This window comes from Microbacterium invictum, assembly GCF_014197265.1.
In the GTDB taxonomy this organism is placed as follows: domain Bacteria; phylum Actinomycetota; class Actinomycetes; order Actinomycetales; family Microbacteriaceae; genus Microbacterium; species Microbacterium invictum.
Genome location: NZ_JACIFH010000001.1, coordinates 2,472,691 through 2,495,955, shown reverse-complemented (window position 1 = coordinate 2,495,955; position 23,265 = coordinate 2,472,691). Strand labels below are relative to the sequence as shown.

Genomic DNA, 23,265 nt, shown 5'->3' with positions numbered 1-23,265 from the left:
GATGAGGCGCGGCCCGCGGCCTCCGCATCACCCCTCATGCCGTAATGCTCTATAGTCCATATGGACTAATAGGGAGGGCGCGGATGGCAGAGAGCCTCACGCCGTTGAGCGTCATCGTGGTCGGACTGCTGCGCGAGCGCGACATGCATCCGTACGAGATGATGCGCCTCATCCGTCAGCGGGGCGACGACCGACTCGTCACCATCGCGAACGGCACGTTCTATCACACGGTCACGCGGCTGGAGCGGCGCGGATACGCGGCGTCGGTCGGCATCGACCGCGCCGGCAACCGCCCGGCTCGCACGACCTACCGGCTGACGGAACGCGGCGCGGAAGCCGGTGCGCAATGGGTGCGGCAGGAGCTCCCCCGGCTGGGGCGGCTCACCGAGTTCCGAGTCGCGCTGTCAGAGTCCCACGATCTGCCGCGCGGCGAGGTCATCGACCTGCTGACGCAGCGCCGCGCCGCCCTCGCCGAGTACACCGCCGAACTACGTGATCGCCTCGCCGCCGCGGCCGCCCGCGAGGTGCCGGTGCAGTTCCTCGTCGAGATCGAGCGGGAGAGCGCGATTCTGGATGCCGACTTCGCCTGGCTCGACGGATTCCTCTCGAGGCTGGCCGACCCCACCGTCGCGTGGGGCATCGACGAACTCCCTGTCGAGACGCGCGAGCGGCTCGACGCCTTCAGAGAAAGCGTCATCTCATGAACACCACCCCCGCAACCGGCCCGGCCGTGCAGCGCAACCCGTGGCCTGCCCTCTGGGCACTGGTCATCGGGTTCTTCATGATCCTCGTCGATACGACGATCGTCTCGGTCGCCAATCCGGCGATCAAGGCCGCGCTCGACCCGGGCACCAACAACCTCGACAACGTGATCTGGGTGACGTCGGCGTATCTGCTCGCCTATGCCGTCCCGCTGCTCATCACGGGGCGTCTCGGTGACCGGTTCGGGCCCAAGAACATCTACCTGATCGGGCTGGCGGTGTTCACCCTGGCATCCCTCGGCTGCGGGCTGTCTCCCACCCTCGGCACCCTCATCGCCATGCGCGCTGTTCAGGGTCTTGGGGCGTCGATGATGACGCCGCAGACCATGGCTGTCATCACGCGTACCTTCCCGCCGAACCGACGTGGTGCGGCGATGGGGCTGTGGGGCTCGACGTCAGGCGTCGCGATGCTCGTCGGCCCGCTTGCCGGCGGCCTGCTCGTGGACGGTCTCGGCTGGGAGTGGATCTTCTTCGTGAACCTCCCCGTCGGCATCATCGCCTTCGTCATGGCATGGATCCTCGTGCCGAAGCTCGAGACCCACCCGCACCGCTTCGACGTGGTCGGCGTGTTCCTCAGTGCGATTGCGCTGTTCCTCATCGTCTTCGGGCTGCAGGAGGCCGAGCACTACGACTGGGGCGTGATCTGGGGGCCGATCTCGGTACCCGTGCTGATCGGCGCCGGCGTCGTCGTCCTCGGGGTGTTCGTGTGGCAGCAGTTCCGCACCCGCAGCGAGGCGCTCGTGCCGATGGAGCTGTTCCGCAGTCGCAACTTCTCCGCGGCAAGCGTCGGTGTGGCGGCGGTGGGCTTCACCGCCGCGAGCATGGCGCTGCCGCTCATGTTCTTCCTGCAGCTGGCTCGGGGCCTCACGCCCACCGAGTCGGCGCTGATCCTGATCCCGATGGCGGTGTGCGTCGGGGTCCTGTCGCCGTTGGTCGGTCGGTTGCAGGATCGCGTCGACGCTCGCTGGCTGCTCGTCCCGGGGATGCTGCTCGTGTCTGGCTCGCTCGTCTGGTACGCCCTCGTGATGAACATGGACGTCCCGATCTGGGCGCTGCTGCTGCCGTCCGCGCTCATGGGCATCGGACAGTCCGGCATGTGGGGTCCGATGGCCGCGACGGCGACGCGCAGCCTGACGCCACGCCAGGCCGGCGCCGGATCAGGGGTCTACAACACGATGCGCACCGTCGGCTCGGTGGTCGGATCGGCCGCGATCGCCGCCGTCATGCAGGGGCGGCTCGAAGCGAACCTCCCCGGACTCGACGACGCGGCGAACGGTATCGGGGGAGGCACTCTGCCCGAGCAGATCGCGGAGCCGTTCTCCACGGCGATGGCGCAGGCCACCCTGCTGCCGGCGGCGGTGATCCTCGTGGGCGTCGCTGCGTCACTGTTCATGCGCGATCCGAAGCCGAAGCAGGATGAGCGCAGTACGCGCAGCGTCGAGGAGCAGGCTCCGCAGCTCGGCTGAGGTGGCTGCCCGGTCCTGCACGGTTACGTTGCAGAGTGGATGCTGGTTGGCGCACGCCCGCGCGGCTTGACTCATCGGAGTAACCGACGAAGGGACGCGCCCGCATGCGCATCAGCAAGATCGCGCCGGAGGAGATGTCTCCGCGCCAGCAGGAAGTGTTCGAGAGGATCGCAGGTTCCCGCGGCCGGCTGGGAGCGCCGTTCCAGGTGTGGCTGCAGAGCCCCGAGCTGTGCGACCGGGTCGAGCAGCTCGGATCGTACCTGCGCTGGGACTCGAGTCTGCCGCTGCGGCTGCGTGAACTGGCGCTGCTGATCGCCGCCCGCCGGTTCGACGCCCAGTACTCCTGGAATGCGCACGTCGACGTCGCCGTGCGCGAAGGCATTCCGCAAGGGGCCGTCGACGCGCTCGCCCGGCGCGAGACGCCGGTCTTCGATCGCGACGAGGACCAGGTCTTCTACGCGTTCTGCACCGAGCTGCTCGCCGAGCACTTCGTGCCGCAGGAGCTCTTCGACCAGATGGTCGGCCACTTCGGCGAGGTGGGCGTCGTCGACACGGTGGCCTCGCTCGGCAACTTCACGATGCTCGGCATGCTGCTGAACACGTTCGAGGTGGATCTGCAGGCCGATCGCGAACCGCCGTACCCCGACATCAGCGGGTACGCGCGCGTCGAGGCCTGATCGGCCGGTGACGCGTGATCAGTCCGGATCGGCGGGATCGACGGGGGCATGGTGGTCGAACGCCACCACGCCGCTGCGCCAATAGCCGCTGACGACCGCCTGCGCCGCGGGCAGCCCGAGCTCGCGGCGCAGGTACCGCCGCAGCGGCACGAGCGCCGACGCCTCGCCCGCCGCCCACACGAACGTGCCCGCGCCGATCGCCAGGCCGCGCACGGCATCGAGCCACTTCGCGGCCTCGGGGACGAGATGCACCCGCACGGTGACACCCGCGCCGGCACCGATGTATCCGGCGACCCATGAGGCGTCGCCGGGCACCGCCGCGACCACGTCGACCGTGGTGCCAGGCGGTACGTCGCGCACCCAGCGCGAGACCGAGGGCAGTGACGTCTCGTCGCAGAGCAGCAGGAGGGCGTCGATGTCCTGCGGAGCGCGCTTGGATCCGCGCGGGCCGATGACGACGAGCTGGTCCCCCGGCTGCGCGCTCTCGGCCCAGGCCGATGCCGGTCCGGGGTCGGGGTGCGTGAAGAAATCGAGGTCCAGCTCGACACCCCCGTCGACGGCACGCGGCAACGGCGTGAAGTCACGGGCGATCGATGCGCGGTCGGGGCGGACGATGCCGTCCTCGCCCACGCCGACCGGCTTCGGCGCCACCAGTTCGCCGGTGACCGGATCGGGGAAGAAGAGCCGCACGTGATCGGCGGGTCCGACGCTGGTGAAGTCCGCGAAGTCGGGTCCGGTCACCGTCACCCGCACGATGGGCGGCGCGATCCGTTCCACGCGCACCACGGTGGCGCTGCGGGCGGTGAAGCGGATGCGACCGCCGTCGCGCGCGAAGCGGCCCGCGTCCTCGGGCGGGCGACGCCTCGCCGGGCCCTTCGGTTCAGAGGTCATGCATCCACCCAATCACAGGCCCCTGTGGAGGCGCCCGGGGCGCCGGTGCACGAACGGTTCAGCTAATCGTGCGCCCGTACGGCTGGAACGGCTCACCGGCCCGGGTTAGCGTCGAGGCGCTGGCACACAGCCAGGCGGAGACCGGGCGGCATCGTCGCCGCGACGCTCTCGCCCCCACAAGCGAAGGAAGCATTTTGTTCATCGTCGACTCACAGATCCACCTCTGGAAAGAAGAGACGCCGGACCGCCCCTGGGTCCCCGGCGCCCGCGAGCGCATCCGTCTCAACGGCCACCGCGAGGAGGCCTTCCTGGCTGAAGAAGCCGTATCGCTCATGGATGAGGCCGGCGTCAACCGCGCCCTCATCCTGCCCCCGTCGTGGGAGGGTGACCGCATCGACTACGCCCTCGAGGCGGCCGAGGCCAACCCCGGCCGCTTCGGCATCATGGCGCGCATCCCCCAGAACGACCAGGAAGAGGGTGAGCGGCTGCTCCACGAGTACAAGGAGAACCCGCACATCCTGGGCACGCGCTTGACGTTCCATCGGCCCCAGGACCGAAACTGGATGATCGACGGCACCAACGACTGGTACTGGCCGATCGCCGAGAAGCTCGGCATCCCCACGATGGTGCACGCACCGATCTGGAAGCGCGAGCTGGGCCAGATCGCCGAGAAGCACCCCGATCTGAAGATCATCATCGACCACATGGGCATCATGGCGCGCTGCGTCGACGATGCCATCGGCTACTGGGTGCAGGAGACCGCCGACCTGCACGTCTACCCGAACATCTCGGTGAAGGTCTCGGCCATCCCCGGCTACTCGACGCAGCCGTTCCCGAACCTCAACATCGAGAAGTACGTCCGTGAGGTCGTCGACAAGATGGGTCCCGAGCGCGCGCACTGGGGTACCGACATCACCCGCCTGCTCGGCCACGGCCTCACCTGGACCGACACGATCGAGCAGTTCACGAAGTACTTCAGCTTCTCGCCCGAAGAGCTGGAGTGGATCATGGGCAAGGGCATCTGCAAGGTGCTTGACTGGGACATCCCCGAGCCCGTCGCCGCCGGCGCCGCACAGAAGTCGGAGAAGGCCTGACGTGCCACAGGACGAGAAGATGACGACGACGTATGACGGCGGCGAGCTGCTGATCGAGGCGTTCGCCGATCTCGGCGTCGACGTCATCTTCTCGTCGCCGGGTTCGGAATGGGCCCCGGCGTGGGAGGCGCTCGCTCGCCGGCAGGCCGACGGAGTCGCCACCCCGCGCTACCTCGACCTCATGCACGAGACCGTCGCGGTGGGCATGGCCACCGGATACGGCCTGGTGACCCGCCGCGTGCAGGCGGTGCTGCTGCACGCGGCACCCGGCTTGCTGCAGGGCTCGATGGCGGTCCACGGCGCGCTGCTGGCCGGCGTCGGCATGGTCGTGACCTCGAGCGAATCGATCACCTACGGCGACGGCCCCGGCCAGGACCCGGGTGGCCAGTGGTACCGCAACCTGTCCATCGTGGGCGGCACGCACCACGTTGCCCAGCCGTGGACCAAATGGTCGCAGCAGGCGGCGTCGGTCTCGACGCTCTACACGATGGTCAAGCGGGCCGGCGAGCTCGCCGACCGCCAGCCGACCGGACCGGTCTACCTGAACATCCCGCTCGAGGTGCTGCTCGACCAGGCCGAGCCGCCGGTGAAGCCCAAGAAGGTGGTCCCGCGCGGGCGGCGTGTGAGTGTGCCCGAAGATGTGGATGCCGTGGCCGAGCTGCTCGCGGGCGCCAAGCGCCCCGTGATCATCACCGAGACCGCCGGTCGAGAGAAGGGCGGCTTCGAGGCGCTCACCGCGCTCGCCGAGGACCTCGGCATCGCCGTCGTCGAGCCGCAGTCGGCCGTCGCCGCCAATATCTCCAAGTCGAGCCCCGCGTACATCGGCAACGACGTCGACGCGATCCTCGACGACGCCGACGTCATCGTGCTGGTGAACTGCCGCGCGCCGTTCTATCCGCCGAGCAAGCGACCCTCGAACGCGACCATGGTCGTGATCGACGAGATCCCGCAGCGCCCGCACATCGTCTACCAGGTGCTCAACGCCGACCATTACCTCGAGGGCGCCCTGCCCGAGACGCTCGCCGCGCTGCGCCAGGCGACCCTCGCCCGCGCAGACGACGACCTGGTGGCCGCGCGGCGCGCGCAGGTCGAGTCGGAGCACGCCGCATTCCAGGCGCAGACCGACGCCATCGAGGCGAAGGCCCTGCCATCCACCTCCGGGATCGACCCGGTGGCGCTGTCGGTGCGGCTGCGCGACATCGCTGGCGCCGAGCAGGCGATCGTCGTCGACGAGACCATCACCCACGGCCGGCTCGTACAGCGGCACATCGGCTGGGACCGCCCCGACTCCTTCTTCTACGTGCAGGGCGGGCTCGGCCAGGGCATGGCCGTGGCACTGGGCGTCAAGCTCGCCGTGCAGGACGGCTTCGTCCTCTACACCGTCGGCGACGGCGCGTTCCTCTACAACCCGATCGTGCAGTCGCTGCTGGCGTCGAAGGACCACGGACTGCCGGTGCTGATGGTCGTCTACAACAACAAGAAGTACCTGTCGATGAAGATGAACCACCTGCGGTTCTACCCGCAGGGCGCGGCCGTACAGACGGACAACCACCTCGGCGTCGACCTGGCCACCCAGCCCGATCTGAGCGCGTTCGCCGCGCCGTTCGGAATGTACGCCGCCGAGGTCGACGACCTGGCGCAGCTCGACCGGGTGCTCGCCGAGGCCGTCGCCGCCGTCAAGGGCGGCACGACGGCCGTCGTCAACGTCGCCGTCACCCGCTGACCCGCGGGGCCCGGACGAACACGACCGGGCCTCGCGCACCACTTCCGATCAGAAAGGCAGCCCCCATGCCCATCACCGTTCCTCCCGCCACTTTCGAGGGTTTCATCGGCGATATCTTCCAGGCCGTCGGCGTCAGTGCCGACGACGCCCGGGCCGCCGCTCCGGCGTTCGTGTGGGCGAGCCTGCGCGGCGTCGACTCGCACGGCGTCTCGCGCGTGCCACGGTATGTCGAGATGTTCGCCAATGGTGTGGCCAACCCGACGCCGGCCATCACGGTGACGGACTCGACCCCGGGTGTCTCGGTGATCGACGCCGACTTCGCGCCCGGGCCGGTCGCGCTCACCCGCGCCGCCGAGATCGCGATCGAGAAGGCCAGGACGCAGGGCGTCGCGATCGTCTCGGTGCGCAACACGGTGCACACCGGCGCCATCGGGTACTACGCGTCGCTGATCGCCGATGCCGGACTGGTCGGCATCGGCGTCGCTGCCGGCTCGCCCATGATGTCGTACGAGGGCGCCGTCGGCGCTTCGGTGGCCACCAGCCCACTCGCCATCGCGGTGCCCGGCACGGGTGAGAAGCCGGCTGTCCTGCTCGACATGGCCAGCTCGCTGATCGCGATGGGCAAGATCGCCCAGTACAAGCGCGAGGGCAAGCAGCTGCCGGAGGGTTCGGCGACAACGGCCGACGGCACGCCGACGACCGACCCCGAGATCGCCAAGATCCCGACCCCGCTGGGTGGGCCCAAAGGTTCGGGCCTCTCACTCATGTTCGAGCTGCTCACCTCGGTCCTGGTGACGGCGCCGATCCTCACGGCCTACCACGGGGGCCAGAAGAAGCACCGCCAGAATGCGACGCTGATCGTCATCGATCCGGCCGCGTTCGGTCCGGCAGACGAGTTCGCCGCGAATGTGGATGCCACGATCGACACCATTCACGGCCTGCCCAGGGCCGAGGGCGTGGAGCGCATCCTCGTCCCCGGTGAGCGCAGCGCCGAGACCCGCGCGAAGCGGTCGGATGCCGGCATCCCCGTCGGTGACAAGCTGTGGGCCGAGCTCGTCGAGGTCGCCAGCACGCTCGGCGTCGCGGTGCCCGAGGTCGGCTGACCGAGCCGCACGCCGGCGGGGCTGTGAACTCTCCCACAGGCATTCCACGGGGCGCGAGGTCGGCGTAGCCTGAGCACAGGATGTCCCGGACCCTGACATTCACGGACCGTGCACGGGCGCGGCCCGAGGATTGGGGCCGAAGCGATGACCGACCAACTCTCCCGCAGCACGGGTACGGCCGCGCCGCTGCGCACCCGTGCGACGAACGACTTCACCGAGCTGGCGAGGATCGTGGCCGCGAGCGGGTTCATGCGGCGGCGCTATGGCTACTACTGGAGCAAACTCGTCGGCCTTGCCACCGTGCTCACCGCCGTGCTCGTCGCGTTCGTTCTCATCGGCGACACGTGGTGGCAGGTGGTCACCGCCGCTGTCTTCGCCGCCCTGTTCACCCAGATCGCAATGCTCGGCCACGATGCAGCGCACCGCCAGATCTTCGTCTCGGGCCGATGGAACGACTGGACCTCGATCGTCATCGGAAATCTGCTGGTCGGCATGAGCTACGGCTGGTGGCAGCACAAGCACACCCGCCACCACGCCAACCCGAACAAGATCGGCTCCGATCCCGACATCGAGCTGCCCGTGATCTCGGTCACCGCCGATCAGGCCGGCGAGCGCGCGAAGCACTACGGGCAGCCGCTGGCGTGGCTGATGGCGCACCAGGGCATCTTCTTCTACCCGATCCTGCTGCTGGAGGGCATGTCGCTTCACGCGTCGAGCGTGCGACGCGTCTTGTCCCGGGCGCCGATGCGCCGCCGCGCGGCCGAGACCGTATTCCTCGCCGTGCGGATCGGCGGGTATCTCGCCCTGGTGTTCCTCGTCCTCTCGCCGGGGATCGCGGCGGTGTTCCTGGCTGTGCAGCTCGGGCTCTTCGGCGTGTACATGGGCATGTCGTTCGCGCCGAACCACAAAGGGATGCCGCTGGTGCCGGCGACCGTGAAGATCGACTTCCTGCGGCGCCAGGTGTTGATGAGCCGCAACATCCGAGGGAACCGACTGCTCGATGTCGCGATGGGAGGGCTCAACTACCAGATCGAACACCACCTCTTCCCGTCGATGCCACGCCCCCATCTCCGGGCTGCGTCCGCGACGATCAAGGCGTACTGCCTCAGCCACGGCGTGCGGTACACCGAGACCGGCCTGTGGGAGTCGTACCGGATCGTCACCCACTACATCAACCGCGTGGGACTCGGTGAGCGAGACCCCTTCGAGTGCCCGCTTCTCCTGCAGCGGCAGACCGGATGATGTCTTTCGCCGGCCGCCCGCGTGACCGTAGAATCGCGGCGAAATGGATTCGAGCCGCGAGGACGCCCTCGTCGACGCGTTCGTGAATCTGGCCGACACGCTCGTCGCGGATTATGACGTCGTCGACCTCCTCAGCACGCTCTCGCAGCTGAGCCGCGACCTGTTCGCCGCCACGGATGCCGGCATACTGCTCGCGAACGGCGACGGCAGGCTCGAGGTGATCGCGGCATCGAGCGAGCGCAGTCACCTCATCAGCCTGATGCAGCTCGCCGCCGACGAGGGGCCGTGCGTGGAGGCCTATCGCACCGGATCGATCGTCACCGCGTACGGCTGGGCCGCCAACTACGCGCACTGGCCCGCGTTCGCCACCTCGGTCCGCGAACTCGGCTACGAGTCGGTGCTCGCCGTTCCCCTGCGGCTGCGCGATGACCTACTGGGCTCGCTCAACCTCTTCTTCGACCACGGCGCTCCGGCGTCGGCCGAAGACCAGAAGGCGTTGCGCGGACTCGCAGACGTCGCGACGATCAGCATCCTCCACGAGCGGGCGCTGAAGGACCAGACGCTGTCACGCGAGCAGTTGCAGCGGGCGCTCGACAGCCGGGTCCTCATCGAGCAGGCGAAGGGGGTCATCGCCCACGCCGAGAATGTGGACATGGACGAGGCGTTCCGCCGGCTGCGCGCGAGAGCGCGCGGCAGCCGCGCGCGCATCACGGAGGTGGCACGCGACCTGATCGCGGGCCTGCCGCCAGACGAACGACCGGGCCGGGGTGCCCCTGCGTCGTAGCGGACGTCGGGGTCAGCGACCGCCCATGGCGTCTTCGGCCGTGAGATGCTCGACGGTCTTCCCGGTGTCGCCGAACGTCCGCGTGACATACGCCTGCGGGTAGATCCAGAGGATGCGCATCGGGGTGTCGCCGGTGTTCTGGTAGCGGTGGAAGACGCCCGCCTTCACGTAGGCCGTGTCGTCCTTCACGAGGTCGCGGCGCAGGATTCCGGCGGCGACGTCCTTGCCCTCCTCGTGCACCTCGACGAACCCCTCGCCCTCGAGGATCAGCACCTGCTCGTCGCAGTTGTGCGAGTGCAGCGGCGCGCCCGCGCCGACGGGGTAGATGCTGATGCCGGTCGCGAGATCGTTCTCGCCGCCGCTGGTCTCGGTGGTGATGAGCGGCCACGTCTTCACGGCGCCGCCGCGGTCGAGCACCTCGATCTCGCGGAAGATGCGGATGGTCGTCATGATGTGCCTTTCGGATCGGGGGCGGATGCCAGGGCCTCGGCGACCGCATCGAGGGTCGCCCGGTCGGCGAACACGAGCGCATCGCGGATGCTGCGGCCCGGCGTGTACAGCGCGTTGCCGGCCACGGCGCGGGCGATGAACCGGTTCGGGCGGGTGGCGAGCGTGGCGAAGAAGGCGCGATGGGCGGCGGGGTCGTCGGCCAGGTCGGCCATCGACGACTCGAGGGTGACGGGGGCGACGGCGACGCCGGCCTCCGCGGGCTCGATCGTCCACTCGTGCCGGCCGGCGCCGACCTCGAACGTCCGGCCGTCGGGCAGTTCGACGGCGCCGGTGGTGTTCGGCGGAATCTCGGCGTGGACGCGGACTCCGGCATCCGTCCGTTCCCAGCCGGACTCGGCCGGCCCGTACGGAGTCTCGTGGCGAGCGCGGGCATGGCGCAGCCGGGCCAGCGGCCGGGGTGCGATGCGCACGACCCGATAGCCGGGCTCGGCGGCGGAGAGGCCGGCGACGTCGGCGTGCAGCCACGCGGCCACCGAGCCGAGGGCGACATGGTTGAAGGAGATCATCGCGCCGGGGTTGAGTGACCCGTCGGGGCGCAGGCCGTCCCAGCGCTCCCACACGGTGGTCGCGCCGACGGTGACCGGGTACAGCCATGACGGGGCCTCGGTCTGGAACAGCAGCCGCTCGGCGGCGTCGATGTGGCCGGTCGCGGTGAGAGCCTGCGCGATGACGGCAGTCCCGACCAGGCCCGTCGCGATCCGGTAGCCATCACGGCGGACGACGAACGCGAGCCGATCGCCCAGTCGCCGCCGAAGGGTGGGGTCGTCTGCCAGGTCGAAGTCGATCGTGATCGCGTATGCGGTCTGCGTGTCGCACATCATGCGTCCCGACGCGGTCACGAACGCGTCGAGGTAGGCGCGGCCGGTCTCGGCGGCGGCGGCCTCGTACCGGGCGGCATCGGCGCCGTGCCCGAGGCGACGCGCGATGGCGGCGGTGAGGCGCACGGTCTTGACCAGATACGCGGTCGCGACGATGTCGGTGTCGGTGCGACCGCGCGACGGCGCGTTCGGTGGAGCGTTGGGGTCGAGCCAGTCGGCGAGCTGACGGCCGCTGGTCCACAGTCCCTCGGCATCGCGGTGCGACAGGACGAGATCGGCCCACGCGCGCATGCCCGGATAGAACTCCTCGAGCACCGAGACATCGCCGCTGCTGTCGGCGAGCACCTGCGGCACGATCGCGATGGCATCTCCCCACGCCGCCACCGGGCCGCGGTCACTGAATCCCGGGACGACATCGGGCGCGAACAGCGGTACGAGACCGCCCAGCCGGCGCTGTTCGAGCGCGAGGTCGCGCAGCCACGAGCGCAGGAACGCGTGGCAGTCGAAGAGGAACTCCGCCGTGGGCGCGAACAGCTGCGTGTCACCGGTCCAGCCGAGCCGCTCATCGCGCTGCGGGCAGTCCTGGGGTACGGCGAGATAGTTGCCCCGCAGCGTCCAGACCACGTTCTCGTGGAAGCGGTCCAGCAGGGGATCGGATGAGGTGAACCAGCCGGTCCGGCGCAGATCGCTGCCGAGCACGATGGCCTCGACCGCGGCCGGGTCGAACTCGCCGGGCCAGCCGTCGATGTCGGCGTAGCGGAAGCCGTGGAACGTGAAGCGCGGCTCGAACACCTCGTCTCCGGTGCCCGCGAGGGTGTACGAATCCGTCGCGGCGGCATCGCGCAACGGCCGCAGCGCGAGTTCGGCCCCCTCGTCGAATGAGCCTTCGATCACCTCGGCATGACGCAGGGTGACGATCGTGCCGGCCGGTCCGCTCAGCCGCAGCCGCAGGCGACCGACGACGTTCTGGCCGAAGTCGAGCAGCACCCGGCCCGACGCGGTGCGTGAGACCGCGCGCACCGGCATCCGCTCGATCTCACGCACCGGTGCCGCCATGCGCGCTTCGAGGGCCGGCAGGGGCATGTCGACGACGGATGGCGCAGTCCAGCCCGCGTCGTCGAATCCGGGCGAATCCCAGCCGACGGGGTGCCGGCGGGCGTCGACGTGCTCGCCGGCGTAGATGCCGCTCGAGACGACGGGCCCGTCACCGTGCGCGCGCCACAGGGCGCCCGGCTCACCGGTCGCGATCGTCTGAACGGTGCCATCCGTGAACTCGAGGCGCAGCTGTGCCAGGGCGCGCGGCTGATCGCCGAAGAAGCGGCGCGGCGCGGTGAGCACGCCGTACTCCTCGGTGTACCAGCCGCCGGCCAGGCTGATGCCGAGCGCGTTCTCGCCCTCGCGCACGAGGGCGGTGACATCCGAGGTCTCGTAGACGAGCCGCTCGCGATAGCTCGTCCATCCGGGGGTCAGCACCAGATCGTCCACGGGCGCGCCGTTGAGCGAAGCGTCAGCCACGCCGAGGGCCGTCCAGTGCAGCGTCGCGGTGCGCACCGGCCGGTCGACGTGGAAGGCTCGGCGCAGCAGCACCGGCTGCGCCTCGCGGATCGGCTGCGCGAGCGCGATCGGCCTGGCGATCCACTCGTCCGCGAACGCGGCCCACAGCGCGCGGGGCTCGCTCCACGGCGTCTCATCGCCGTCGGTGGAGCCGGCGCGCACGGTGATCGTCGTGCGCTCGCCCGCCGCGAGAGGGGCGAAAGGCCAGTCGACGAGCACGCTGTCACGGCCCTCGAGCCGCACGACGGTGTCGCCGCGGCGCAGCTCGGCCCAGGCCTGCTGCCAGCCCGGCGATTCGGCGGCGACCGTCCAGGACAGGCGCGGCGTGCTGGTCGCGACGGCGGGGGAGTCGGTGCGCAGCTCGACGGTGAGCGATGTGATGTGTGCGGGCACAGGTCCACGCTATGCGCGACGTCGGTTCGCGGGGTGCACGATTACCTTGCCGGTGCGCATCTTTCTCGGCCACTGCGAGTGCCCTACTGTCACGATCAGATTCCCCTGCCCGGTGTGCCCTCACCTGAAGGCGCGCGCCCACCCGAAGACGGAGGCCCCATGCGACTTGACGAGCTCGATCCCACGACGCTGACCGACCGTCAGCGCGAGCTGAGCGACCGAATCGTCGCGCGCCGCGGTGCCGTGCGCGGCCCGTACCGGGCGTGGCTGAACAGCCCCGAGGCGTGCGAGCGAGTCGAAGCGCTCGGCGCTTTCGCGCGCTTCGAATCGTCCCTGCCCGAACACCTGCGGCTGCTGACGCTTCTGGTCGCCTGTCGCGCGTTCGACGCGCAGTACTCGTGGAACGCGCACGTCGGGCAGGCGCTGGATGCCGGCATCCCACAGCATGTCATCGACGCGATCGCTCACCAGCGCACGCCTGCGTTCGATGACCCGTCGGACCAGGTGTTCTGGGAGTTCTGCGACGAGCTCGTGCGCGAGCACTTCGTATCGGACACCGTGTTCGCACTTGCGCGCCGGCTGTTCACCGCGCAGCAGCTCGTCGACACGATCGCGTCGCTGGGCAACTACACGATGCTCTCGATGTGCCTGAACGCGTTCGAAGTCGACCTGCAGACCGGCGTCGAGCCGCCGTTCCCGGATGTGCGGGGCTTCGCCAGGGTGTGACCGGCGGCTGTTGCGCACTGCTTCGCACTCTCTTGGCGCGCGGGGCACATCATGCGAATCTGGTGTCATGTCACAGCCGCAGGGCGCCCACCTCGTGGGAAGCGTCAACTACGACGACGCCGAGGCCACCATCCGCACCGCCGCCGCCGTACTCGGCGGACACCTCACGCGCATTCCGGACGGCGAGGTCGGCCCGCGCTTCCACTGGATCCTCTTCCAGGCCGACGTTCTCGGGAAAGCCGACGGCATCGAGCGGGTCGGCGAGAACCCGATTCCGGTGAGGATGCTCGACGCCCGACCGGTCCGCGTGGCCGACGGTGTCGACCCCGCGTCGATCCGGTTCCCCCCGCTCGGCTATGCCGCTGCCGCGGTGGAGTCGTACGCGCTGTTCCGCCGCCTCCGCGACGAGGGCGTCGTGCGTCCCGGCGTGCGTTTCCAGGTGTCGCTGCCCACGCCGCTCGCCGTCGTCGGCGCGTTCTTCCCCGCCGATCAGCGGGCGGCGATCGAGCCCGTTTACCGGGACGCGTTGTTCCGCGAGCTCGATGAGATCGTCGCGGCGATCCCGCACCAGGACCTCGCGATCCAGTGGAACAACGCAGTCGAGTTCCAGATCATCGAGCAGGCCACCTATGCCGAACGAGGCAAGGGCGTGCTCGACCCGTGGTGGGACGACCTCTGGGCAGGGCTCACCGAACGCGCCGCCGAGCAGGCCGGCGCCGTCCCGGCCGATGTCGAGGCCGGCTTCCACCTCTGCTATGGCGACGTCGCCGAGAAGCACTTCGTCGAGCCCGTCGACACCGCGAATCTGGTGGCCTTCGCGAACCGCCTGTTCGCGGCATCCCCCCGCCCGATCACCTGGCTGCACCTGCCCGTTCCGATCGACCGTGACGACGACGCGTACTTCGCGCCGCTCGACGACCTCGCGCTGCCGGAAGGAACCGAGCTCTACCTCGGCCTCGTCCACCGCGAGGACGGCGTCGAAGGCGCTGCCCGTCGCATCGAGACCGCGCTGCGGCATGCCCTTGTGTTCGGTGTGGCGACGGAGTGCGGCATCGGAAGGGCACCGGCGGGGACGACCGAGGGCATCTTCGAGACGCACGCGGCTGTCGCCTCGGCCTGGTAACGCCTCATCGCACCGCCGGCGGCCGGTCCACCCTGTGCAGGCCGGTCAGTCCGCGCGGTAGGCGGTGCGGGCGTACTCGTTGTACGGCGCGGGACGCACCGTCGCACGCAAGCGCAGGAAGCCGAGGTCCGCGTCGGGCGCCGTGCCGCGCCCGGGGTGCTGTCCCCAGACGACCTCCACCTCGGTGCCGGGCTCGGCCGCCGCGGCGTCGACGAGCGACAGGGCCAGCACGTCGTCGACCGGGTCGATGCGCGCGGCCTGGAAGGTGGTGCCGACCAGCGCACCGTTCGACTCGATGCGGTGCCGACCGTAGTCGTTCAGGTAGCCGCTGTCGCCGAAGACGTCACGCACGTCATCTCGGTTCAGCTCGAGCGTCACCTTGGTGCGGCGCACGCGTTCTTTGGCCGCCCGGAGCGCATCGCGGCCGATGAAGTCGTGGTTGAACGAGATCGAGCGGCCGTAGCCGAGCTCCCACGGCGACGTGTAGTAGTCGGTGATGTCGTCGGAATAGAAGCTGCCGTGCAGCGGGTTCTGCCCCTCATAGGTGTACAGGCCGACGGTGGCGCGATAGTCCGCGAGGGTCGGATCCGTGTAGATCGCCGGCGTGGGAGTGGGGATCCACCCGCTCTCGACGCCGTTGGTCGCGTACGCGAGCGCGCCGATGTGGATCACGCCGAGCGAGGTCCCGGCCGTCAGGAGTGCGTCCTTGACGGCGTCGTGGTGGACGTAGGGGCCGATGAACTCGTAGCCGGGCTGCCCGGCCATTCCGTGCCGCAGGGCACGGAAGCGGGCGTCGCCCAGCGACACCTCGACGGAATGGAAGAACTTCGTCTCGGGCAGGGGGCCGCCGAACGCGCGCTCGACCAGTTCGAGGGCGGCGGGCCCCTGCACCTGCAGCCGGAACAGCCGGGGGTCGCCGGGTGTGAACGATCGGTCCGGATCGGTATCGAGGTCGACGTCGTAGCCGCCGGCCGACGCGTGGTAGGTGACCCAGTTCTGTGCCGCGGGAACCCCGGAGAGCACGTAGGACTCCTCGCCTTCGCGCAGCAGGATGCCGTCGGTGATGATGTTCCCGTCGGCAGCGACCGGAACGAACTGCTTCGCCTGGCCGATCTCGAAGGTCTCGATGTTGTTCGCGCTGACGTCGCTGAGCAGACGGGCTGCTCCCGGCCCGCGCACGAACGTGTCGGACATGTGGAACGAGAGGTCCGAGATCGAGACGCCGCTGCGCCAGGCATTCTGCTCCGCCGCCCACCCGACGTACTCATCGTCGACGATCGGCGGCTTCCACGGTGCCGATCCCGGCTTCCACAGCAGCTGGATCGGTGATCCCGCCTGGTCGATTCCCTGCTGAAGACTGACGAAGTCCCACGCCATGCTCGGCTCCCTTGCCTCACGGTCAGCACTTGCCCGCGCGATCGGGTGTGCAATCAGTTGTATGAAGAACTGTAAGGTAACTGAAACAATCTCGCCACCTCGGCGTCGGATCGGCCGCATCGAAGGGGTTGAGTCGGGTTCAGTCGGTCTCGGCGCCGTCGCAGTACTCGCACTCGTCGTCGTCGCAGTACCACTCGCCGGTGCGTGCCATCGTGCTCTCCTCTCTGCGTCGCGGGCACCATCGTGCCACTGTGACCGCGGCAGGATCTGCATGCGTAGGTGGACGATCGAGCATGGCGCGAAGGATGCCATATGTTACAGATGCCTGTTAGCATCCCAGATAACTGTCACAAAGGAGAGCACGGACAATGACGATCGTCGCACCCCGCACCCCGAACACGGCGCTGAAGCTTCCCACCGACGAAGGCGTACTGCTGGTCCAGGGCGAGGACCGCCCGGGACTGGTGCGAGCGACCTCGTCGGCGCTCGCCGAGAACGGTGTGAACATCGTGTCGCTCGACCAGTACACCGACGACCCAGAGGGCGGGAACTTCTTCCAGCGCACGGTCTTCCACGTCGACGACTACGCGGCGGTCCGCCCGGTCCTGGAGCAGTCGCTGCAGGATGCCCTCGGCAAGGGACTCGGGCTGACCTGGACGCTGTCAGACCGGTCGGCGCCCAAGCGCGTCGCGATCCTCGCGTCGACGTCCGACCACTGCCTGCTGGACCTGCTGTGGCGGCAGCGTCGCGGCGAGATCCCGATGACTGTCCCGATGGTCGTGTCCAACCACACCGCCGTCGCCGACGACGTGCGGTCCTTCGGCATCCCCTTCGTCCACGTCCCCTCGCAGGGCGCCGACAAATCCGATGCCGAGGCCCGCATCCTCGACCTGCTCGTCGGCAACGTCGACCTGGTGGTGCTCGCACGGTACATGCAGATCCTCTCCGAAGACTTCCTGCAGAAGGTCGGCGTCCCGGTCATCAACATCCACCACTCCTTCCTGCCCGCCTTCATCGGGGCCGGGCCGTATCGCAAGGCGAAGGAGCGCGGCGTGAAGCTCATCGGGGCGACCGCGCATTACGTCACCGGCGACCTCGACGAGGGCCCCATCATCGAGCAGGACGTCGTGAGGGTCACGCACGCCGACACCGCGGCCGACCTGCAGCGACGCGGCGCCGACGTGGAGCGCGCCGTGCTGGCCCGAGCCGTCACCTGGCACTGCCAGGACCGCGTCATGCGCAACGGGCGCGAGACCGTCGTGTTCTGACGCCATTCACTACCCACAACAAGAGAACGGCACTTTCAATGACGAACCCCGCCACGAGCATCGCTCTGCTCACCGACTTCTCGCTCGAGATGACCGGAAAGGACACCGAGGATCTGAGATCGGCGGCCGCCGCGATCCCGGCCGGCACACGCATCAACGTCACCTTCCTCGGCAACGAGGACCTGCCGATGCGGCTCACCGCAGCCGCGGCGGTGCTGGGCGGCGGATTCACACCGGTGCCCCACATCTCGGCGCGCCGGCTGCACGGCCGAGCCGAGCTCGAGGAGTACCTCGGCGCGCTGCAGGCCGCCGGGGCGAGCGAGAGCATCTTCGCCGTGGGCGGCGATCCGGCGACGCCCGAAGGCCCGTACGCCGACTCCGAGTCCGTGATCCGCACCGGCCTGCTCCCGAAGTACGGCGTGCGCCACGTCAGCATCGCCGGCTACCCCGAAGGCCATCCCGACATCCCCGACGACGTGCTGTGGGCCGCGCTGCGCGGCAAGGCCGCGGCGCTGCGCGAGCAAGGGCTCGAGGGCACGATCATCACGCAGTTCGCGTTCGACGAGTCGCCGGTGCTGGCATGGATCGAGAAGGTGCGCGCCGAGGGGATCGACCTGCCGATCCGCATCGGGGTGCCCGGTCCGGCGGGTGTGAAGCGACTGATCGGCTTCGCGCGGCGCTTCGGCATCGGCGCGAACGCCATGATCGTCAAGAAGTACGGCTTCTCGCTGACGAACCTGATCGGCACCGCAGGACCCGACAAGCTCATCGGCGCGCTGGCCGCCGGTTACGACCCCGCACGGCACGGCCGCGTGCACCTTCACTTCTACACGTTCGGCGGCCTCACGGCCACGAGCGAGTGGATCCGCGACTTCCGCGCGCGCTGATGCGCCACACCCAGGAGAGAACCATGAACGCCCCCGTGAACGCCCCCACCCTGCAGGACGCCATCGATCAGGCCGGCTCCCCGATCGAGCTGCTCTGGAAGCCCGGCGCGCCGGCCTGGACGGTTCCCGTCGTCGAGCCCGAGTTCGCGGGCTGGGGTGCCGAGCAGGCCGCATGGCGCCAGAACGTCGCGCTGTTCGATCTGTCGTTCCACATGTTCGACACCTTCCTCGAAGGGCCGGATGCCGTGCGCCTGCTGCGCGAGGTCAGCGCCAACAACTACGACAGCTTCGCGATCGGGCAGGCCAAGCAGTTCGTCCCGGTGTCGTACGACGGCAACATCATCGTCGACGGCATCCTGCTGCGCACCGGCGAGGAGGCGTTCACCCTCACGGGGGTCCCCGCTGCGCAGAACTGGGTCAAGTACCACGCCGCGACGGGCGGATACGACGTCGCGTACACGACCGACCCCGACTCGTCGGTCCGCAAGCACGGCGACCCGAAGCTGTTCCGCTTCCAGGTGCAGGGTCCGCTCGCCGCGTACGCCGTCGAGCGCGCGTTCGGCGGACCGCTGCCCGAAGTCAAGTTCTTCCACTCCGTGCAGGTCGAACTGAACGGCATCCCCGTCCGCGCACTGCGCCACGGCATGGCGGGACAGGCCGGCTACGAGTTCATCGGGGACTTCGTCCACTACAACGCAGTCAAAGAGGCTCTGCTGACCGCCGGTGAGTCGTTCGGCATCCATCCCGTCGGCGGCAAGGCGTACTTCACCAACGGCGTGGAGAGCGGCTGGATCCCGACTCCGACACCCGCGATCTACACCGACCCTCGCCTCGAGGACTACCGGCGCTGGCTGCCGAAGTTCTCGTACGAGGGCATGAAACCGCTCGGCGGCAGCTTCTACTCCGACGATATCGCCGACTACTACGTGTCGCCGTGGGAGCTCGGCTACGGCCGCTCGATCTCGTTCACCCACGACTTCATCGGCCGCGACGCGCTCGAGGCGGCCCGCGACGAGGCGCGCCGCACGAAGGTCACCCTCGAGTTCGACCGCGACGACGTCGCGCGCGTGCTGGGGACGGGTGCGGCGGACTACCTGAACACGTACAGCCGCTTCCGCATCGAGCGCGACGGCCGGCTGCAGGGGATGACGTTCTGGACCTCGAACATCGCACCCGTCGGCACCGTGCTGTCACTGGCGCTCGTCGATCACTCGGTCGCCGCCGCCGGCACCCGGGTCGAGGTCGTATGGGGCGAGCATCCCGGTCACGGCACGGCGCCGGAGGCCGACCTCGGCTTCCCGCGTATCCGCGCGACCGTGCAGAACTCGCCCTATGACGAGTTCGCGCGCACCGCCTACCGGGCGAACGCGACGGTCTGACGTGTGCGGGTCGCCTGCGGACTCACGTCGGCGACCCGCGCAAACGACATCGGAGGACACGGCGTGAACCACCGGACGCAGAGCCACGCGCACATCCGCGACTTCCACGACGACGACCTCGATGGGATCGTCCGGCTGTGGGAGCACGCGCACGACACCGGCGAAGCGCCGGTGTACTCCCTGGCCGAAGTGATCGCATCGTGCCAGGCCGACCATGCCGTCGTCGCGGTCGCGGGCGAGCGAATCCTCGGTGCCGCCGTCGGCCGAGCTGCTCACGCGCAGGGCTGGATCGTGTTCTTCACCGTCTTCACCGACGAGGCCCCCGCAGCCGAGCCGGAGCGCATCGGTGCCGCGTTGCTCGACCGGCTCGAGCGCCGGATGGCACCGCTCGGACTGGGCAAGCTGTCGGTTCTGGTCGCCGACTCAGGCAACGGCGTGTCGCACCTGGTCGGGAACGGCTTCGAGGTGCGGCATCAGCTGCGATACCTCGAGCGCCCGCTTCCGGTGCAGCGCCGTGAGCTCGATCTGCTGAAGGAGGTCGGCGGACGCATCCTGCCGCGACACCTGTGGCGGAACGTCGCGGGCATGACCAAGGAGAAGATGCTCCTCGAGGAGCGCCTCGTGACGCCGCTCGCGCGGCCGGCGCTGGCCAGCCGCTACGGCGTCCTGCCGCCGCGCGCCGTCATGCTCTTCGGGCCACCGGGAACGGGCAAGACGACGTTCGCGAAGGCGATCGCCTCGCGACTGGACTGGCCGTTCGTAGAGCTCTTCCCCTCGCGCCTCGCGGACTCACCGGGCGGGCTCCCGGCGGCACTCCGCCAGACGTTCGAGACGGTCGCCGAACTCGAGCACGCGGTCGTCTTCATCGATGAAGTGGAGGAGATCGCCTCACGGCGCCGTGGCGACCCGCCGTCGCCGACGCAGGGCGTGACGAACGAACTGCTCAAGCTGCTGTCCGAGTTCCGTGATCTCGACGGCCGGCTGCTCATCTGCGCGACGAACTTCGTACGCGCTCTCGACGCCGCGTTCCTGCGCCACGGGCGGTTCGACTACGTTGTGCCGATCGGGCTTCCCGATGCCGAGGCCCGGCGGGCGATCTGGGGGCGATATGTGCCGGTCGGTGTGATCGACGGCATCGACCTCGACGCGCTGGTCGACGCCAGCGAAGGCCTCACCCCCGCCGACATCGAGTATGCCGTGCGGCACGCGGCCCAGGACGCGCTGGCCGGCGCGCTTCGCGCGGCGCCGGTGTCGACGGCCACCGGCACGATCGTGCTGCCCGAAACGGATGACGATTCGCCCGTGCTGCTCAGCACGGCGCACTACCTGCGCGCGCTGCGTTCGACGCGTGCCACCGTCTCCAAGAGCGCAGTGCGCGACTTTCTCGAAGACATCGACGCACTGGCGCGTCTCTAGGGACGGCTCGAATCGCGGCCCGCCGGCGAGCTCACGCCCGCGGTGCGGGCCACAGCGGTCCCGGGGGAGGCAGTTCGCCGTCGATCGCGGTGGCCAGTTCCGAAAGCCTCTCGGTCAGTTCGCGGCGCCGGTCTGCGCCGATCAGGTCATCGATCTGTGCCGTCACCCGGCTCATGCGCGTGCGCGCCTCCGCGACACGGGAGACCCCGTCGGCGGTCAGTTCGTACCAGATGACCTTACGGTGCACCGGATGCGGAAGCCGCCGCACCCAGCCGGCGCGTTCCAGCCCGCCCAGGGCGGTCGTCACACTCTGGGGCGTCAGCCGGAAGCGACGCGCCAGGTCGGACGCCGACATGTGGCCGAGGTCGTCGAGATGGACCACCAGCCCGAGCTGCGTGATCGTGACGTCCATGCCCTCGAACGCCTCCTGCACGCGACGATGGACGGCGTGCTGAGTCCGCCACAGGGTGAACGGCAGACCGCTCTGCCAGTCCGGCGTGTCGTCTTTCGGCATCCGCTGCCTCTCGTTCGTCGCGGGATCGGCCCATTCTTGCACGAACCTGCAATCTATGAGCGGATCGCAAATATATGGTTACCACTGCCAATGTTTCAGGGAACTGATACAGTCGAATCGTTCCGCAGAGCAGCGGAGACAGCCTGAAAGGACGAAAGATGGCAAGCCTCGAAGATGAGATCCAGCGAGTCGGCGGACCCCTGCAGCTGCTGCGCAGCGGTCGCTCCGGCGCGTATGTGTTCCCGGTCAAGCCCGAGTTCACGAACTGGCGCGACGAGCAGGAGTCCTGGCGCACGACGGCGGCGCTGATGGACCTGTCGCTCCACATGCCCGACCTCATCGTCGAAGGCCCCGACGTCTTCCGACTTCTGGAGCACCTCGGCGCGAACAGCTTCCGCAACTTCGGCCCGATGAAGGCGAAGCAGCTCATCGCCGTCGGCCATGACGGCAACATGGTCGGCGATGCCATCCTGTTCTGCCTCGGCGAGAACCTGGTGCGGATCGTCGGTCGCCCGCCGGCGCTGAACTGGGTGCAGTTCCACGCCGAGACCGGCGGCTGGAACGTCGAGGTCCGTAAGGACGAGCGTCTTGTCATGAATCCGACGGGGACCCGCGAGCTGTACCGCCTTCAGCTGCAGGGCCCGACGGCTGGGGAGATCTTCGAGAAGGTCAACGGCGGCCCCATGCCCGAGATCAAGTTCTTCCACATGGGAAGGTTCAAGATCGGGAAGTACGAGGCCACGGCGCTGAACCACCGCATGTCGGGTTTCCCCGGGCTCGAGTTCTTCGGACCGTACTCCGAGCTCGAGGGCGTGCGCGAGACCCTGCTCGAGGCCGGGGCGGAGTTCGGCATCACCCAGATCGGCGGCCGGGCATACGCATCGGTGGCCACCGAGTCGGGCTGGATCGCGAACACCCTCCCGGCCGTCTACTCGCAGCCCGAGATGAAGCCGTTCCGCGAATGGCAGAACGCCCGGTCGTTCGAAGGCACTCTCGCTCTGGCGGGCAGCTTCGTCGCCGAGCGCATCGAGGACTACTACGTCACCCCGTGGGACCTCGGCTACACGCACATCGCGAAGTTCGACCACGACTTCATCGGGCGCGCGGCGCTCGAGGCGCGCCAGGGCGACCCCCACCGCCGCAAGGCATGGGTGGAGTGGAACAAGGACGATGTGGCCGGCATCTTCGCGAGCATGTACGACCGCGGGGCAGCGCGCAGCAAGTACCTGGAGATGCCGTTCGCGACCTACACCGCGTGTCAGTTCGATCGTCTCGACAAGGCCGGAGCCCACGTCGGCAACATGAACCTCACGATCTACTCCTCGAACACGCGCAGCTGGATCTCGCTGGGCTCGATCGACGAAGACGTGCAAGCGGGCGACGAGGTCGAACTCATCTGGGGTGAGCCCGCGGGAAGTGTCGACAGTCCGTTCTACGAGCGGCACGCCCAGACACGGGTGCGCGCCACCGTCATCCCGCGCCCGTTCTCGGACACCACCGAGGGTTCGGGCAACCGCGGGCTGACCATGTCCACTGCCGGATGACACAGCGCTGACGAG

General features: G+C 69.1%; 20 protein-coding genes. 15 read left to right on the top strand and 5 right to left on the bottom strand.

The annotated features are described in order from the left end of the window. Positions 1–83: 83 nt before the first annotated feature. From BKA10_RS11565 to BKA10_RS11555, 3 genes are all read left to right on the top strand, one after another. Positions 84–704, top strand: a complete 621-nt coding sequence (locus tag BKA10_RS11565) for a PadR family transcriptional regulator (RefSeq protein WP_183500027.1) — start codon at positions 84–86, stop codon at positions 702–704. Further along, positions 701–2,227, top strand: a complete 1,527-nt coding sequence (locus BKA10_RS11560; protein WP_183500026.1) for an MFS transporter — start codon at positions 701–703, stop codon at positions 2,225–2,227. The genes BKA10_RS11565 and BKA10_RS11560 overlap by 4 nt, the downstream gene beginning before the upstream one ends. 104 nt (positions 2,228–2,331) lie before the next feature. Beyond that, positions 2,332–2,904 carry a carboxymuconolactone decarboxylase family protein gene (locus BKA10_RS11555; protein WP_183500025.1) on the top strand — a complete coding sequence of 191 codons (573 nt, stop codon included), beginning with the start codon at positions 2,332–2,334 and terminating at the stop codon, positions 2,902–2,904. 18 nt (positions 2,905–2,922) lie between these two features. Here the strand turns inward: BKA10_RS11555 and BKA10_RS11550 are convergent, their stop codons facing one another. Then, positions 2,923–3,795 (bottom strand): siderophore-interacting protein, encoded by an 873-nt coding sequence (locus BKA10_RS11550; protein WP_183500024.1) that lies wholly within the window; start codon positions 3,793–3,795, stop codon positions 2,923–2,925. Between the two features lie 194 nt (positions 3,796–3,989). On the opposite strand from BKA10_RS11550, the gene BKA10_RS11545 reads away from it, so the two are divergent. The 5 genes from BKA10_RS11545 (at position 3,990) to BKA10_RS11525 (ending at position 9,741) form a co-directional block, all read left to right on the top strand. Continuing rightward, positions 3,990–4,889: an amidohydrolase family protein gene (locus BKA10_RS11545; protein ID WP_183500023.1), complete on the top strand. Its 900-nt coding sequence runs from the start codon at positions 3,990–3,992 to the stop codon at positions 4,887–4,889. Between the two features lies 1 nt (position 4,890). Then, positions 4,891–6,612 carry a thiamine pyrophosphate-dependent enzyme gene (locus tag BKA10_RS11540; RefSeq protein ID WP_248199281.1) on the top strand — a complete coding sequence of 574 codons (1,722 nt, stop codon included), beginning with the start codon at positions 4,891–4,893 and terminating at the stop codon, positions 6,610–6,612. A gap of 65 nt (positions 6,613–6,677) precedes the next feature. Beyond that, a complete protein-coding gene (locus BKA10_RS11535) occupies positions 6,678–7,715 on the top strand; it encodes an Ldh family oxidoreductase (protein ID WP_183500022.1) in 1,038 nt (345 codons plus the stop codon). A 144-nt stretch (positions 7,716–7,859) separates the two neighbouring features. Next, on the top strand, positions 7,860–8,957 hold the full coding sequence (locus tag BKA10_RS11530; protein ID WP_183500021.1) for a fatty acid desaturase family protein: 1,098 nt from the start codon (positions 7,860–7,862) through the stop codon (positions 8,955–8,957). Between the two features lie 43 nt (positions 8,958–9,000). Beyond that, the gene (locus BKA10_RS11525) at positions 9,001–9,741 is read left to right on the top strand and encodes a GAF and ANTAR domain-containing protein (RefSeq protein WP_183500020.1); all 741 of its coding nucleotides are present in this window, start codon (positions 9,001–9,003) and stop codon (positions 9,739–9,741) included. 12 nt (positions 9,742–9,753) lie between these two features. Here BKA10_RS11525 and BKA10_RS11520 read toward each other — a convergent pair whose 3' ends face one another. Then, on the bottom strand, positions 9,754–10,191 hold the full coding sequence (locus BKA10_RS11520) for a cupin domain-containing protein (protein WP_183500019.1): 438 nt from the start codon (positions 10,189–10,191) through the stop codon (positions 9,754–9,756). Next, positions 10,188–13,016, bottom strand: coding sequence for a family 78 glycoside hydrolase catalytic domain (locus BKA10_RS11515; RefSeq protein ID WP_183500018.1), 2,829 nt, complete (start codon positions 13,014–13,016; stop codon positions 10,188–10,190). Before BKA10_RS11515 ends, BKA10_RS11520 begins: the two co-directional genes overlap by 4 nt. A gap of 159 nt (positions 13,017–13,175) precedes the next feature. Between BKA10_RS11515 and BKA10_RS11510 the strand changes: the two genes are divergently transcribed. Next, positions 13,176–13,742, top strand: coding sequence for a carboxymuconolactone decarboxylase family protein (locus tag BKA10_RS11510; protein WP_183500017.1), 567 nt, complete (start codon positions 13,176–13,178; stop codon positions 13,740–13,742). A 67-nt stretch (positions 13,743–13,809) separates the two neighbouring features. After that, a complete protein-coding gene (locus tag BKA10_RS11505; protein WP_183500016.1) occupies positions 13,810–14,865 on the top strand; it encodes a hypothetical protein in 1,056 nt (351 codons plus the stop codon). 45 nt (positions 14,866–14,910) lie between these two features. On the opposite strand, the gene BKA10_RS11500 is transcribed toward BKA10_RS11505, so the two are convergent. Beyond that, a complete protein-coding gene (locus BKA10_RS11500; protein ID WP_183500015.1) occupies positions 14,911–16,242 on the bottom strand; it encodes an aminomethyl transferase family protein in 1,332 nt (443 codons plus the stop codon). Between the two features lie 368 nt (positions 16,243–16,610). On the opposite strand from BKA10_RS11500, the gene purU reads away from it, so the two are divergent. The 4 genes from purU (at position 16,611) to BKA10_RS11480 (ending at position 21,192) form a co-directional block, all read left to right on the top strand. Next, positions 16,611–17,510 (top strand): formyltetrahydrofolate deformylase, encoded by a 900-nt coding sequence (gene purU, locus BKA10_RS11495; protein WP_183500014.1) that lies wholly within the window; start codon positions 16,611–16,613, stop codon positions 17,508–17,510. A 38-nt stretch (positions 17,511–17,548) separates the two neighbouring features. Further along, positions 17,549–18,397 carry a methylenetetrahydrofolate reductase gene (locus tag BKA10_RS11490; RefSeq protein WP_183500013.1) on the top strand — a complete coding sequence of 283 codons (849 nt, stop codon included), beginning with the start codon at positions 17,549–17,551 and terminating at the stop codon, positions 18,395–18,397. A gap of 23 nt (positions 18,398–18,420) precedes the next feature. Next, positions 18,421–19,776, top strand: a complete 1,356-nt coding sequence (locus BKA10_RS11485; protein ID WP_206686894.1) for an aminomethyltransferase family protein — start codon at positions 18,421–18,423, stop codon at positions 19,774–19,776. 63 nt (positions 19,777–19,839) lie between these two features. Beyond that, entirely contained in the window at positions 19,840–21,192 is a 1,353-nt protein-coding gene (locus BKA10_RS11480) for an AAA family ATPase (RefSeq protein WP_183500012.1), read from the top strand. 31 nt (positions 21,193–21,223) lie between these two features. Here the strand turns inward: BKA10_RS11480 and BKA10_RS11475 are convergent, their stop codons facing one another. After that, a complete protein-coding gene (locus tag BKA10_RS11475) occupies positions 21,224–21,706 on the bottom strand; it encodes a MarR family winged helix-turn-helix transcriptional regulator (RefSeq protein WP_183500011.1) in 483 nt (160 codons plus the stop codon). A gap of 158 nt (positions 21,707–21,864) precedes the next feature. Here BKA10_RS11475 and BKA10_RS11470 point away from each other — a divergent pair, with 158 nt between their 5' ends. Continuing rightward, positions 21,865–23,250 (top strand): aminomethyl transferase family protein, encoded by a 1,386-nt coding sequence (locus BKA10_RS11470; protein WP_183500010.1) that lies wholly within the window; start codon positions 21,865–21,867, stop codon positions 23,248–23,250. Positions 23,251–23,265: the final 15 nt, after the last annotated feature.